Source organism: Marinomonas sp. FW-1 (assembly GCF_005222245.1).
Classification (GTDB): domain Bacteria; phylum Pseudomonadota; class Gammaproteobacteria; order Pseudomonadales; family Marinomonadaceae; genus Marinomonas; species Marinomonas alcarazii.
The window spans coordinates 401,949-416,635 of record NZ_CP025987.1 but is presented as its reverse complement, the minus strand read 5'-3'; the positions used below and the strand labels follow the sequence as shown (position 1 = coordinate 416,635).

The window sequence follows — 14,687 nt, the reverse complement described above, 5'->3', positions numbered from 1 at the left end:
AAGCGCCTCAAAAGGCGAAGCATAGCATTATTTTAAAAGACTGAAAAAAACTTAGAGGGTATAAAAATCCGTACTGGATTGAAAATATTTGCCATGGAATTCCATTCGGTAGCCGGGAGTATTTTTTAAAGAATCCGCAGCTGACGTTGCCGCGCTATAAAGCGCATCAAGAGATGAGTGCTCAGGATAAAAAGCAATACCAATAGACAAGCCGCCTTGTAACAGACTTTTGCCCGAGAACTGTTTGGCATTCAGAGACTGCAGTAATTTTTGCGCCACGATTTCAGCATCGGCTAAGTTCTGAATACGAATCCCCATCACCAGTTGACGTCCACCAAAATAGGCAATTAAGTCATTATCACGCACCGTTTCCTGCATCACCTCAGCCAAGATTTTTAACTCGGCGTCTTTGATTGCTGATGAAGAAAGAATTTTTATTGAAAATACTGCAGCGCGCAAAAAATGACGACGCGCGTCTTTCAAAATAATGTTAAAACTGTTCTCGAAACTGTGTCGTCGTAGCAAACCAGTTATGGGATCTCTATGACTATCTTCTAGTAATGATAGATCAGCTTGCTCCCTTTCAAATACGGCACTGAGCCAAGACGCATAACTGTCTAAAGCCAATGTCACCAGGTCATCAGCTAATCGATGGCGGTCTTGCTGAAATACCGCCAATAAATAAATCGTCCCCTTGCCATCCGACACACTAACCATAGAGACATCAGAAAAATCTTGTTTATCAATAAACGAATGCCAAACTTTCCAACCAGCGGCAGTTTGAATATTTTCCTCATGGCGTATTGGACAAGAAGGGCTTGCCGCAAAAGTCACTAACGCTTGGGGAATCTTACTAAGAAGGCTATTGGGAGTGAGCAAAGCGGCATTAACAGCGTCTGTATATTGCAGGCGCCATTGTAGGCAATCTTTGTCACTGGTAAGAAACAAACAATACGCGTTCGGCAGCTGCGCTTGCATCTTCACCCTGAAGCTATCCAGTAAACTACTGAGAACAGCGCCTTTGGCAATTGTTTGCAGCATGTGAGGCATGTCGCTGTACAATTTCTTTATGAAGTCTCGTTCTTTTTCAAGGCATGCAATACGAGACAGCATGGTCTGCTGCTGTTCTGACTGTATATTTAAGGTGTCGATAGACATAAAAACCACATCCGTTTGTAATTCAAACTAGATTAACGGGCGAATATCAAAAGTAAAGAAATAGTAAGGCCCGACCAAGGAAAATCTTGGCCAAACCATACTAAAAAGAACGTTTATGCAACTTGATAAACGCGTTGGCCAGAAATATATGTGGTCAACACTCTTCCCACAAATTCTTCACCAAAGTAAGGGGAGTTATGACCTTTTGTTCTACGCCCTTCATAATCCCAAGTCCAGCGCACAGTGCTATCAAACAAAACAAAGTCAGCAAAGCTACCCACAGACAAAGACCCTGCCTCTAAACCAAAGCAGGCAGCTGGGCCCGAGGTTAAGCATTTCAGAACGGTGGTGAAATCCAAATCCCCTTCGTCCATCAGTAACATGGCCAATGGTAACAAGACCTCGACGTTTGCCATGCCCGGTTCTGTTGCCGCGAAAGGAGCAGTTTTCGCCATCTTTTCATGGGGCTGATGATCAGAGCAAATCGCCGTAATCACACCTGCTTTGATCCCCTCAATAAGCGTCAAGCGATCTTCATCACTGCGCAAAGGTGGCAACACATGATAATGCCCATCAAAGCCACTTAACACTTGATCATTTAGCAGCAAGTTATGTACCGCAACATCGGCCGTCACATCCAAACCTGATGCTTTTGCATCGGCAATCATTTCAACAGACTTGGCGCAAGACAGTCGAGCAAAATGCGCGCGTACGCCCGTTTTCTCAACCAACAATAAATCTCGCATTAGAGCGATGGTTTCCGCTTCTTCAGGAATTCCTGCCAAACCGTGCATTGTCGACATCAAGCCTTCATGGGCGCAGCCCCCTTCTGAAAGACTGGACTCATCAGGATGGAAGACGACCAACAAATCATGCGTCGCTGCGTATTCAAGCGCTCTGGACAATACTTTTGTACTGGCCATTGGGTGACGATGATTCGACAGCGCAATACACCCCGCTTCCGTTAAGGCAACCATGTTGCTAAGTTGTGCGCCTTCTAACCCTTGGGTCAATGCACCAAGAGGAAACACATTCGCCATTCCGGCTTCATCGGCTTTATCTTGAATCAATGCCGCCACTGCAGGCGTATCGACAATTGGTCGCGTGTCTGGTGGGCAGACCAAGGTAGTAATACCGCCGGCGACAGCTGCACGACCTTCTGTCGCAATGCTGCCTTTTTGCGTTTGACCAGGCTCACGCAATGACACGGCAAGATCCACCAGGCCAGGTAAAATCCACTGACCAGAGGCATCAACCACTTCGGCATTCTCGAAGCCTTCTGGCGCCTCACCGATCGCAACGATTTTTTGATTATCGATGAACAATTCCGTTACTGCGTCGATGTCTTGACTTGGGTCGATCAAACGACCGTTTTGAATACGTAATTTCATACTATTCTTCATCCTTCACAGCTGGCGATTCGTCTCTTTGCAATTGCCCACTCATGGCCATAGACAATACCGCCATACGCACTGCAATACCGTTTGTCACTTGGTCTAAAATGACCGATTGTTTACCATCAGCAACGTCCGAGGAAATTTCCACGCCACGGTTAATCGGGCCTGGGTGCATCACTATCGCATCCGGTTTTGCCCAAGCGAGACTGTCTTCGGTCAAACCATATAAACGATAAAATTCGCTTTCGCTCGGTAGCAAGGCACCTTTCATGCGTTCTTTTTGAAGGCGCAACATCACCACCACGTCTACACCGTTAAGGCCCGCTTCTAGGTCGTGGCAAATTGTCGCGCCCATCTCAGCAAAGAAACTAGGCACTAAAGTTTTAGGCCCCACTAAACGCACTTCGCTCACGCCCAAGGTTGTTAGTGCTTGAAGCTGAGAACGGGCGACACGTGAATGAAGAATATCACCAACAATCGCGACTTTTAGCCCTTCAAAGCTACCTTTGTGACGACGAATCGTCAGCATATCTAGCATGGCTTGCGTTGGGTGTGCATGACGACCATCGCCAGCATTAATAATCGCGACATTCGGCGTGCAATGCTCAGCAATAAAATGCGCCGCACCGCTGTCGGAATGACGAACAATAAACATGTCGCTTTGCATCGCTTCTAAATTTTTTAGAGTATCTAGTAAAGATTCCCCTTTCGAAGTGGCTGATGTTTCAATATTTAAGTTGATAACATCGGCAGACAAACGCTTGGCGGCGAGTTCAAAAGTAGTACGTGTACGAGTGGAGTTTTCGAAAAATAAATTGACTACGGTTTTGCCACGTAGCAGAGGAACTTTCTTAACGGATTGCTCACCCATAGAAAGAAAGGAGTCGGCTCGATCCAGAATCTCCGTCAAAATGGTTTTATCTAATCCATCCAACGTTAGAAAATGCTTAAGCTGGCCGTGTTCATTTAACTGTAATGCCCGAGGCTCGGATCGCATCATGGTTTGCTTTCCTCAAACTGCAAAGACGACATGGTCGTCATTCTCTATTTTAAATAGGAAGTCTAGATAGGAAAATGCCCGGTACAGACAATCTGCAGCCGGGCATTAGTAGCACGAAACGGTTATTCCATCTTGTGTTCTGATGAAATGTCATTCTTGCAACCGCCGCACCGTTAATCTTATCCATACGTTAATTGTCGTACGTGTTCGACAAAAAATAAAGCTTTGTCGCGCATATTAATTAGCATCAATGATTGAGACACTCAAGTTTTCAGGGCCCACCAACTTGACCCTTTGCTCAGGATTAAGAGTCAATCGCTCACCGACAATATCCGCCGCAATCGGCAGCTCATGCTGACCAAGGTCATACAGAATGGCTAGAGTCACACTGGCTGGTCGGCCAAAGTCGAATATCTCATTCATCGCTGCACGAATAGTACGACCTGACATAAGCACGTCATCCACTAAAATAACATGACGGTCTTCTGTTGCAGGCAACAAGGTTTGATTCACTTTAGGGTTCAAACCTGCTTTGGTAAAATCATCGCGGTAAAAGGTGATATCCAGTGTCGCCAAAGGCTCACTGGTTGGCACGGCTGACATTAAACGCTCTGCCACCCACACGCCGCCAGAATGAATACCAACGACAATCGCGTCTTCAATGTTTTTCTGCTCACAATAGGCTGCTAATTGCGTTTGCATTGACGCTAGAGATTGCTCTAAATCTAACTTCATTATTTCTCAAACCTTGCTAATAAATTCTTTAAAAACCGCTACTCAAACCCGTTTGCTTAATGAGATTCTGCAAACCATGTTTCGACAATCATTTGTGCGGCCAACCCATCTACCGAGTTTTCTTTAAAATTACGGTTCCCCCCACGCGCGATAACCTGCCCTTTGGCTTCATAAGAAGACAAGCGTTCGTCCATCATATGGTATGGAAGATTAAAACGTCCATGCAAGCGTTTAGCAAACTTGCGCGCACGTTGACACATCTCATTTTCTGTACCGTCCATATCTAGAGGTAAGCCCACAACAAACGCATCCGGCTTCCACTCTTCAACGATACGAGTAATCTCTTCCCAATTAGGGATACCATCTTTTGCTTTTAATGGATCCAGCGGCTGGGCGGTGCCGGTGATACTTTGACCAATTGCCACCCCCATTCGCGTCGTGCCAAAATCAAAGCCCAACACTGAACGAGCAGTATTGGGCTTATGGTTATCGTCTAAAGACGTACCTGTCGAGATTGACGCTGTCATTAACCATGTCCTATATCCGGTGAAAGTCTTGTCATATCAATTCCCAACACGCGCGTCGCGGCGGTAAATTGCATATCACTTGGTGTGTGGAATAATACGTCTAAATCCGCCTCACATACCAGCCAATCATTATTGGCGATTTCACCTTCAAGCTGACCTGCGTCCCAACCAGCGCAACCTAACGTAATACGAAAGGCTTCAGGCCCTGTGCCTTGCGCAATTTCTTCCAACGCTTCTAACGACGCAGACAAAGAAACCTCATCGGTAACAGGCAAAGTATTACTCCAAACTTTATCTGCTGTGTGCAGAATAAAACCACGCTCTGCTTCTACTGGACCACCAGTGTATATTGGCTCAGAGGTTAAGCGTGGGTTTTGAATTTGAATGCCGAGATGGTCTGCCAATTCGGTAAAATCAACATTTGAGGGACGATTGATGATAATCCCCATGGCACCGGCTTTGGTATGTTCACACAGATAAATAACAGTGTGTTCAAAATGTGGGTCGTCTAGATGTGGCATTGAAATTAAAAAGTGATTTTTAAACGAATCGAAAAATGTATTCATAGTCATGTGCCCTCTTTAAATTGATGACAGCGCAAGAAACGCGCCTGTTACTAAAACCTAAGAAGTACTTGAACCTGAGACCAAACTTGCCAACAAAAACGAAAATATAGACAGTAGAGAAGTGCGAAAGAAGACGGCAAATGTAAACAGCCGACCCACCCAGTATAGGACAAACTGAGAATTAACCCACCCCTCTTTGACAATTTATTACCGAATCCCTTCAAAACTTGCTTTTCAAGCAGTAAACTAACCTTTCTGATCCTATAATCAGAATGAAAAAACCATGCGTTTAGGAGGCCTGCAGTGCCCTTAACATCATCACAACACGTACAAATTGAATCGGCTAACGCTGAGATGTTTGATCGTCTGCATTCGATGAGTTTGGCGCAATGGGTTCAGCACTATCAAGCAGAAACCGTGGACTTGCGCTACTTTTTCCACAGCGGCTGGTCGTCTTAGATTCCCTATATTGTTCTCGAAAATTCTCCGTATCCGTCTATGATCAAACGGTACCTATTCAGACAAAAAAGCCAGCATTTGGCCTATAGGAAACACTCATGCAATTACAAGCCATTGATTACACAAGCCCAACCGCCGCAGAAGACTTTGTAAAATCTCTACGTGAAACCGGCTTTGGTGTTCTAAAAAACCACCCAATAAAAAAACAGCTTGTCAGCGACATCTACCAAGATTGGCAAGAGTTCTTTGCGGATGAGAGTAAATACGACTACCGCTACAATGTGGGTCCTCAAGACGGTTACTTCTCGCCAAAAGTTGCTGAAACTGCCAAAGGCCACACCAAGCGAGATATAAAAGAATACTTCCATTACTATCCTTGGGGACAATGCCCAGCCAAGCAGAAGCCATTTTTAGAGCAATATTATGGCGAGGCCACCCGCTTGGCCGAAGAACTCCTCTCTTGGGTAGAACAGCATTCCCCTGCAGACGTAGCGAAGCATTACTCACAGCCGCTTTCCAGCATGGTAGAAGGTAGCCAGCAAACCTTACTGCGTATTTTGCATTACCCACCACTAAAAGGTGATGAAGAGCTCGGTGCGATTCGCGCAGGCGCTCATGAAGACATTAATTTATTAACAATACTTCCCTCTGCCAACGAGCCAGGATTACAAGTGAAAGCCAAAGACGGCACTTGGATGGACGTACCCTGTGACTTTGGTACGCTAATCGTCAATATTGGTGACATGCTACAGGAAGCCTCTGGAGGGTATTTCCCATCCACTTCACACCGAGTCATTAATCCAGAAGGCGCAGACAAAACCAAATCACGTATTTCTCTGCCTCTGTTTTTGCACCCAAAGCCAGAAGTCGTACTTTCTGAACGCCATACAGCAAAAAGCTATTTGCATGAACGCTTAGTCGAATTGGGTGTTTTACCCGCCTAGTATTAATGAAGTAAGAACACAAAAAAGCCACGGCTCATCATTGAAATATGAGCCGTGGCTTTTTTATTAAACGCTAAGGGATATCAACTAACAGCTGAAGACCTCTATTTATTCGCGTCGATTAATGCTTTAAGTCGACGCTCCTGTTCGGCTGTCGGCATAGTTAAAGGCGCTCTCACCGCCCCAGCAGATCGACCAATCTGTGACGCCCCAGATTTAATAAGGCTCACCGCATAACCCTTTTTCTCATCACGTAATCGACAAAATGGAATAAAGAAACCCTGAATAATAGAGGTAACTACCGCCTTATTTCCCTCTCGCAATGCCTTGTAAAAGCGGTTTGCCATTTCTGGCATAAAGTTAAAAACGGCTGAAGAATACGTATTTACACCAATTGAAAGGTAAGCCTCTGCAAAAATTTCTGCTGTTGGTACACCACCGATATACACCAATCTATCGCCAACTGTTTTAATCGTATCATTCAAAGCGGCGATGTTGCCTACACCATCTTTTAATGCAATTAAATTTGGATTATTCGCAGCCAACAATTTGACGTTTTCCGCACTTAAAATACCGTTACCACGGTTATAATAAATGAACTGAATAGGGCTGCTTTGCATAATCTGAGAAGCGTACTCAACAATACCGTCTTCTGGGCACTCTGTTAAAAACGGCGGCATTAATAGAATGCCATCACAGCCTGCTTCTTGTGCAGCCAGAACAAACGCCTTAGCTTCAGCAACACTGCGTCCTGCACTGGCAATAACAGGAACTCGGCCAGCCACAGTCTCAACAGCAATTTTTACAATTTGCTTATATTCCGCTAAATCCAAAGAGAAAAACTCGCCCGTCCCACCGGCAACAAACACAGAAGAGACATCATGCTCAATAAACCATTCAATCCGAGCCTTATAAGTTTCGGGATTAAATTGCCCTTTTTCATCAAAATCTGTCACGGGAAACGAAAGCAAACCATCACTAAGAGACGCCCGAATACGCTCGACGGAAAGTGTCATAACAACATCCTCTTTATTATTTTTTTAGGGTTAAAACGCATATTTTGGTTACACAAAACCCTACCCAATAAATTGGGTAGTAAAACTAATCAAGTTATTTTGATTTAATCGAAATCAACTCTGACGTAAGCGCTAATCTTCATAGTGCCCAGCACTGACGAATAGCCCTCCTTGAAAACGTACTGCAGGGTCATTTGGGTCTGTCTGCTCTTCTTGTAAATAGGCTTCATTTTCAAATACCGCAGAAGAATCCTTTGGCGTCCAACCTATAAACTTGGCATAGCGATTATCCCACCATGTACTTGGGTTATCAGATACACCATATATTACCGTGCAGCCTAATCGATCTGCGGCATATACTTTTTTGATCAAATCAGCCAAATCCCCTTCACTTAACCAAGTCGATAACATGCGACGATTGCGCGGCTTAGGGAAGCAAGAACCAATGCGGACTAATGCTGATTCAATACCAAATTTATCGTAATAATACTGTGCTAATAACTCACCAAAGCCTTTTGATAACCCATAAATACTATCTGGTCGCATTGGGCTGTGGGCATCTAACAGAGTTTCTCTCTCGTGAAAGCCAATTACATGATTGGAGCTAGCAAAAAAGATACGCTTTACGCCATTTTTCCTAGCCGCTTCATATAAATTGTAAGAACCTTTGATGTTGCCATGCAGAATACTGTCAAAGGTGTTTTCAGTTGAAACGCCTCCGAAGTGCACAATAGCATCACACCCTTCAACTAAGGACATAACCGCATCGGCATCGCCTAAATCACAATGCACATACTGTTCGTTCGCTTTTAAATCATCGACCTTAGCAATATCTGAAAGACGAATTTCAGTCGCCCAATCATTTAATCGGGAACGCATTACGTTACCTAAATGACCTGCAGCCCCTGTGATTAAAACACGTTTCATTTTTACTTCTCTGGTCATAAAAATGCCTCTATTGTTATGAGTTTATCCAGCTAGGCAAAGTCATAGACACCGCCGGAATATATGTCACCAGCATCAGTGCTGCCAGAATGGCCAAGTAAAATGGCCAAATGCTTTTTACTGCTCTTTGAATGGGCACTTCACCAATGGCACAACCCACAAACAAACAACCACCAACAGGCGGCGTACAAAGCCCCAACCCCAAGTTCATCATCAGCATCACACCAAATTGGATTGGGTCCATTCCCAGACCAACAGCAACAGGTAAGAAAATAGGAGTACAAATTAAAATCAGTGCCGCCATGTCCATAATCATGCCTAACAAAAGCAAAATCAGATTCATTAGCAAAAAGATAATTATCGGATTATCCGAAACCGACGTAAGCGCACTGGCTAGCACTTTAGGAACTTCATAGAGGGCCAGCATGTAACCAAATGCGCCTGCACAACCAACCAGAATCATCACCATTCCCGTTGTTTTTACCGAACGGATAACGGCAATCCAAAAGTCTCTTAAGCTTAAAGAGCGGTAAACAAACGCTGTAATGACGATCGCATATAAAGCACCAATAGCCCCAGACTCAGTCACAGTGAAGATGCCTGATAAGGCGCCACCGACGACAATAATCGCGGTGATTAAGCCAGGAAACGAGGCAATAAACGCCACAAAGATAAAACGCCATCCCGCAAATTGTTCTGTCGGAAAATTCCTGCGAATCGCGATCCAACGAGCAACAAAACCCAACAACAAACACATTAAAATTCCGGGGACAATGCCAGCAATAAACAAGCTGGCAACTGAAATGCCACCACCTGCTGCAACCACATACAAAATCATATTATGACTGGGTGGAATCATGATGCCTGCGATAGAAGAACTTACCGTTACGTTCACGGCATAGTCGTCGTCGTAGCCTTTTTCCTTCATCACAGGAATAAGCAAAGACCCTAGAGCAGATACATCCGCTACCGCTGACCCAGAAATACCACCGAACAACATACTCGAAAAGACGTTAACCTGCCCTAAACCACCACGCATCCAGCCTACACTGGCAGACGCCAAGCGAATCAAACGTGCTGCAATACCACCATGCAACATCAACTCACCGGCAAAAATAAAGAATGGAATAGCCAATAAAGAGAAGGTAGACATACCAGCTACAATACGCTGGAAGCCAATCATAATTGGCAGACCTTCGTACCAAAATGCACTGATCGCAGCCATACCTAGTGCAAACGCCACCGGCACACCAACCACAGTTAATAAGGCAAAAATGCCTAATAGAATTGCTAAGCCCATGCTATCGATCCCCTTCTGAAGCGGATTTATTCACTGCTTCCTGAGGCGAAAATAACGCAACTACGCCATTGAACACACGGAAGGAAGAGAAAAGAAAAATTAGAATGCCCGCAGTCACTACCGGAATGTAACGAATGCCATCGGGAATCCCTAATAAAGGAATGTTGCGACTCCAAGCAAAAGAAGCCAGTTCATGACTGAAATAAGCCATAGCAACACCAAATACCAAGAGCGTTAGATCAATAAAAATATCGACGCACCTCATGCTCTTCTCTGGTAGCACCAAAGACAGCATTTCAACGCTTAAATGCGTACGTTGATGAATACCGACTGAAGCACCTAAAAAAGTGATCGCAGTAACCAACAACATAGCCATTTGCTCGACCCAAGTTGGGGTATCATTTAAGACATAACGACCAAATACTAACCAACCGAACGACAAAACAAGAATGACCATACACACACCAGAAATGCTCATAGCAATGACTGACAACAGGTCAAGAAAACGCTTCACGATTGGTTCTTTTATAGGAGAAGAATTCATCACATTACTCGCGATAAAAAATCATCGAATTGCCGCCACCCAACACCAAAGCGTTCGATGGCGGCGCTTAATTCACTCTACGATTTATTTCGTGTTGCGAATTTTTTCGATTAATGGAGCCAAGGTAGGATTATCTTTGACCGCTTTAGCATAAACAGGCGCCATCGCATCTTGGAAAGCCGATTTGTCTTCGATTTCTGTGATTTGAATACCTGCTTTGATTAGCTTTTCACGGCTCTCGGTGACTTTTTCAGCCCACAGCTTGCGTTGAAACTCTGCACTGTCTTGTGCGGCTTTGCGAACGGCTTTTTGGTCTTCCGGAGACAACTTAGCCCATGCTTTTGCACTGACACTCAAGGTTTCAGGCAAAATAAGGTGCTGAGTCAAAGAATAATATTTTGCGACTTCGAAATGATTACTAGAGTCATAAGATGGCCAGTTGTTTTCAGCGCCATCTACTACACCAGTTTTAAGAGATTGGTACACTTCAGAGTAAGCCATTGGTGTTGCGTTACCACCAAGCGCTTCTACCATGCCAACATAAAGCTCGTTATTCATTACACGAAACTTCATGCCCTTCATGTCTTCAGGTGTTTTTATCGGTTTGCGTGAATCGTAAAAGGAGCGAGATCCAGAATCATACCAAGCCAAAGAGATGATCCCTTTTTTCTCCATTGCTTTACTTAACTCGTCACCCACAGGGCCATCCATAACACGATGCATGTGTTCAACATCTTTGAAAATGAAAGGTAAAGAAACGACATTGACTTCTGGCACAGAGGCGCCGATCGGGCCTAAGTTAAATTCCGCAAAATCGATACCGCCAACTTGCATCATTTGGATCGCATCTTCTTGGCTACCAAGAATAGCGCCATTATAAACTCGACCACTGACACGACCATCAGTCGCTTTCTCAGCTTCTTTTATAAAAGACTCCATCGCTACTGTCACTGGATAGCCAGCAGGATGGACATTCCATCCCTTCCAATCCGCTTGCGCTAAGGGTGCAAAACATGAAGCGGCTAAGGCACCACTAACCAGTAAAGCAGACCCGATTTTTTTAGTGGAAAATTTTTTTATCATTGTTATTTCTCCTTTTTCGTCACCAGTATCATTATAGGTGGCGGTTTATATTGTCGAGATGATCGTTTAGGCAAAACACATATAACCAACCATTAATTTGTATCATAAGATCTATTTGTAATACAACAGACATCATATGACTAACTCTAAAAAATACTATGAGCTACTTATAAAGTAGCCAGAATTTAAAGAAAAACCAGAGTCATCATATGTGATACACTACCTACCACTTATACACGTAATGTAAATCGAGAAATAATAGGCCATTATAAAAATGCCAGAAAAAGACAACACCAAATTACGCCTTCCACAACGAATCGCGATACGACTGCGGGATAAAATTACGCAAGAAAAACTCGTACCGGGAGATAAGCTACCAACAGAGCCAAGTTTGATAGCGGAGATGGGCGTCAGCAGAACCGTCCTTCGCGAAGCAATTGCTACCCTTAAAGCAGAAGGTTTAGTTGAAGCAAAACAAGGTGTTGGCGTCTTTGTATCCAGTCCTAAAACGGAAACCATGGCAAGCTTAGCGCAAAGTGAGATGACCTTAACGGCGATCATAGAAACGATCGAAATACGCATTGCACTTGAGGTTGAAAGCATTGCATTAGCGATATCACGCAGTTCACTAGCACAAGAAGCAGAAATTTATCGATGCTTTGATCTTCTGGAGCGTCAACTCAAAACCCAAAAAAATGCTGAAAAAGAAGACTATGATTTCCATCTTGCGATTGCTAACGCCAGTAACAACCAGCACTTTGTAGATCTACTGTCTATATTAGCTAAGCGTTCTATCCCGCGCACTCGCTTACATGATGAAGCGAACATCACTCAGCAACCAGGGCTTGAAGAGATATTAATACAAGAACATAAAGCCATCATTGATGCTTATGCAGAAAAAGATGTCGAAGCTGCAAAAAAAGCCATGAGAGCTCACTTAACAAGCGGACTTGGGAGATATAGAGAGTTGATTAGAGAAATAGACAGAGGTCATTCATAGTATGACTAAACAACCTCTTATCCAGTCTCTAGTTTTTTAAACGATTAAGCCCATTAAGCGCTCGTTAGCTTAACGATAATAGGCACACAAATTACAATGATCACCGACGAGATTAACGTCGAGCTCGCTATAGCATTTGCAGTCGACCTACCGTCATCTCCTTTCGACACAGCCGAAACATAAGCCGATGCGGCAGTGGGTGCACTTAAGAATAAAAAGAGATAGAGTATTTCTTTTTGAGTAAAGCCAAGCCAAAAAGCAATAAAGGTAAACAAAAACGGGCTGATCAGCACCTTACTCAGAATGGCAAAAGAAAAAAACCTAGGTAATTGAAGACCACTTGTTGCCAGAGCGCCACCAATACACACTAACGCCAAAGGCAATGTAACGCCGCCAATCAAGGAGCCAGTTTTTACAACAAAACTTGGCAACTGCAAGGCACACACATTCGCCAACACCCCAAGAATAATAGCCAGTATAAGCGGATTCTTCGCCATGTTTTTCAACATTGAACGAATGTGCAAAGCACCATCGCTGTATCGGGTCAAAATCACTTCTGCCAAAACATTAAACAGCAGCACACTTAAGCCTGACATAACCCCACCAATAGCAACCCCTTCTTCACCAAACATATTGACGGCCAGAGCCAAGCTAAACACACCACAATTGCCACGAAAGGCTATTTGTACAAAAACACCACGCTGGGCGGAAGGCAACGAAATGCGAATGGCGAGAAACCAAGCAAGCAAAAAAGTTAGAAAAATAGAAAGGACAAAATATAGCGCAAAATTCAAGCGGATAAGACCGCTGAGATTATTAGAGTACAAGCCTAAAAATAATAATGTGGGCATGCACACTTTAAAAACAAATCGAGAGCTAACAAAAATAAAATCGTCGTTAATCAGCTTAATTCGTCTTAAAAAAACACCCATCGCGACCATAAGCAAAACGGGGGCCGCCACATCCAATATAACGCTTTTTGCATCTAACAACATAAACTCCCTAAAAAGGGCTCAATTAACCTCATAGGTTCATTGAGCCCTCTATAAACATATAAAAATGTCTATTTTATACCAACTTCTTATTTATCAAATGAGGAATGTTCAAGGGATTTTATCTAAAGCCAAAACGTCTATAACGGTTAGCAGAAATACTCTGGAAACTCCTCCTGCAAAATACGTACTCGCGAAATAGTGCCCGCCAAATGATCACGCATCGCCTCAAAGGCCTTCTCTTGTGAACCACTCTCTATCGCATCAACAATTGCCGTATGTCCAGCCAGAACACTGCGAATCTTGCCTTCAGAAGGCAAATGTAAACGTCGCACACGATCCATATGCCCAGATCTTGAACGCACCAATTTATACAAAGACTCATGCCCTATTGCACTAAACATTGAGCGATGAAACAGCTCATCCAGTTTAGCAAACATGATAATGTCCTCGCTGTCTGCGGTAGAAACCTGTTCCTGCATTGCAACAATTTCTCGCAGTTGAGAAACAACCCCCTCATTTGGCATCTGCGTTAACTGTCGCACCACTTCAAACTCCAGCGCCTCTCGGAGAAAGTGACTCTGCTCTAACTGTTTTATATCTATATAAGATACTTCCGTACCAGACTGAGGCTTAACATTCACCAAGCCAACTTGTTCAAACCTCAATAAGGCTTCTCTGACCGGTGTTTGACTGACTTTATACTCACTACAGAGCTCACCTCGAACAAGCTGGGATCCTGGCGGAAGCTCTAAACTTACAATACGACGCAATAGATCATCATACACACGATCAACAGCAGTACGAGGCAAGTCGTTACTCTGCTCTAAATAATTTTTAATCAAATAATTATTCTTATGATTCATAAGATTGAAGCCATATTTTGCCTTAAATAGTGAAGTCATTATCTCAGAGGCGTTTACAGCACGGAAGAAAAAAGACTTGCGCATCACAATTAATATATTAGTATATGAATAACAAAACAAACTAATATATTAGTATATAAGAAGCCATGAAGAGT

16 protein-coding genes are annotated in these 14,687 nt (G+C 43.7%); 3 read left to right on the top strand and 13 right to left on the bottom strand.

The window, feature by feature from the left end; all coding sequences use genetic code 11:
• Positions 1–51: 51 nt before the first annotated feature.
• The 6 genes from C1X04_RS01900 to C1X04_RS01875 all read right to left on the bottom strand — a co-directional run bounded on the left by C1X04_RS01900 (position 52) and on the right by C1X04_RS01875 (position 5,389).
• Positions 52–1,158: a GGDEF domain-containing protein gene (locus C1X04_RS01900; protein ID WP_175404878.1), complete on the bottom strand. Its 1,107-nt coding sequence runs from the start codon at positions 1,156–1,158 to the stop codon at positions 52–54.
• Between the two features lie 113 nt (positions 1,159–1,271).
• Entirely contained in the window at positions 1,272–2,549 is a 1,278-nt protein-coding gene (locus C1X04_RS01895) for a dihydroorotase (RefSeq protein WP_110574880.1), read from the bottom strand.
• A gap of 1 nt (position 2,550) precedes the next feature.
• On the bottom strand, positions 2,551–3,555 hold the full coding sequence (locus C1X04_RS01890) for an aspartate carbamoyltransferase catalytic subunit (RefSeq protein ID WP_110574878.1): 1,005 nt from the start codon (positions 3,553–3,555) through the stop codon (positions 2,551–2,553).
• Between the two features lie 237 nt (positions 3,556–3,792).
• The gene (pyrR, locus tag C1X04_RS01885) at positions 3,793–4,290 is read right to left on the bottom strand and encodes a bifunctional pyr operon transcriptional regulator/uracil phosphoribosyltransferase PyrR (protein WP_137169044.1); all 498 of its coding nucleotides are present in this window, start codon (positions 4,288–4,290) and stop codon (positions 3,793–3,795) included.
• 56 nt (positions 4,291–4,346) lie between these two features.
• A complete protein-coding gene (ruvX, locus tag C1X04_RS01880; RefSeq protein WP_110574874.1) occupies positions 4,347–4,817 on the bottom strand; it encodes a Holliday junction resolvase RuvX in 471 nt (156 codons plus the stop codon).
• Positions 4,817–5,389, bottom strand: a complete 573-nt coding sequence (locus tag C1X04_RS01875) for a YqgE/AlgH family protein (protein ID WP_245927022.1) — start codon at positions 5,387–5,389, stop codon at positions 4,817–4,819. Before C1X04_RS01875 ends, ruvX begins: the two co-directional genes overlap by 1 nt.
• Before the next feature lie 297 nt (positions 5,390–5,686).
• Here C1X04_RS01875 and C1X04_RS18385 point away from each other — a divergent pair, with 297 nt between their 5' ends.
• Both C1X04_RS18385 and C1X04_RS01870 read left to right on the top strand, forming a co-directional pair.
• Positions 5,687–5,842, top strand: coding sequence for a hypothetical protein (locus tag C1X04_RS18385; RefSeq protein WP_175404877.1), 156 nt, complete (start codon positions 5,687–5,689; stop codon positions 5,840–5,842).
• A 98-nt stretch (positions 5,843–5,940) separates the two neighbouring features.
• Positions 5,941–6,786, top strand: a complete 846-nt coding sequence (locus C1X04_RS01870) for an isopenicillin N synthase family oxygenase (protein ID WP_110574871.1) — start codon at positions 5,941–5,943, stop codon at positions 6,784–6,786.
• A gap of 104 nt (positions 6,787–6,890) precedes the next feature.
• Here the strand turns inward: C1X04_RS01870 and C1X04_RS01865 are convergent, their stop codons facing one another.
• The 5 genes from C1X04_RS01865 to C1X04_RS01845 form a co-directional block, all read right to left on the bottom strand.
• The gene (locus C1X04_RS01865; protein ID WP_137169043.1) at positions 6,891–7,802 is read right to left on the bottom strand and encodes a 5-dehydro-4-deoxyglucarate dehydratase; all 912 of its coding nucleotides are present in this window, start codon (positions 7,800–7,802) and stop codon (positions 6,891–6,893) included.
• 132 nt (positions 7,803–7,934) lie between these two features.
• The gene (locus C1X04_RS01860; protein ID WP_254682313.1) at positions 7,935–8,747 is read right to left on the bottom strand and encodes an NAD(P)-dependent oxidoreductase; all 813 of its coding nucleotides are present in this window, start codon (positions 8,745–8,747) and stop codon (positions 7,935–7,937) included.
• 16 nt (positions 8,748–8,763) lie between these two features.
• Positions 8,764–10,047 carry a TRAP transporter large permease gene (locus C1X04_RS01855; RefSeq protein ID WP_110574867.1) on the bottom strand — a complete coding sequence of 428 codons (1,284 nt, stop codon included), beginning with the start codon at positions 10,045–10,047 and terminating at the stop codon, positions 8,764–8,766.
• A 1-nt stretch (position 10,048) separates the two neighbouring features.
• Positions 10,049–10,561: a TRAP transporter small permease gene (locus C1X04_RS01850; RefSeq protein ID WP_245927020.1), complete on the bottom strand. Its 513-nt coding sequence runs from the start codon at positions 10,559–10,561 to the stop codon at positions 10,049–10,051.
• Positions 10,562–10,675: 114 nt separating this feature from the next.
• Complete coding sequence (locus C1X04_RS01845; protein WP_110574864.1) at positions 10,676–11,674, bottom strand: TRAP transporter substrate-binding protein; 999 nt, start codon at positions 11,672–11,674, stop codon at positions 10,676–10,678.
• A gap of 274 nt (positions 11,675–11,948) precedes the next feature.
• On the opposite strand from C1X04_RS01845, the gene C1X04_RS01840 reads away from it, so the two are divergent.
• Complete coding sequence (locus C1X04_RS01840; RefSeq protein ID WP_110574862.1) at positions 11,949–12,674, top strand: FadR/GntR family transcriptional regulator; 726 nt, start codon at positions 11,949–11,951, stop codon at positions 12,672–12,674.
• A 53-nt stretch (positions 12,675–12,727) separates the two neighbouring features.
• On the opposite strand, the gene C1X04_RS01835 is transcribed toward C1X04_RS01840, so the two are convergent.
• A complete protein-coding gene (locus tag C1X04_RS01835; protein WP_110574860.1) occupies positions 12,728–13,669 on the bottom strand; it encodes an AEC family transporter in 942 nt (313 codons plus the stop codon).
• A 146-nt stretch (positions 13,670–13,815) separates the two neighbouring features.
• Entirely contained in the window at positions 13,816–14,532 is a 717-nt protein-coding gene (locus C1X04_RS01830) for a GntR family transcriptional regulator (protein ID WP_110574857.1), read from the bottom strand.
• Positions 14,533–14,687: the final 155 nt, after the last annotated feature.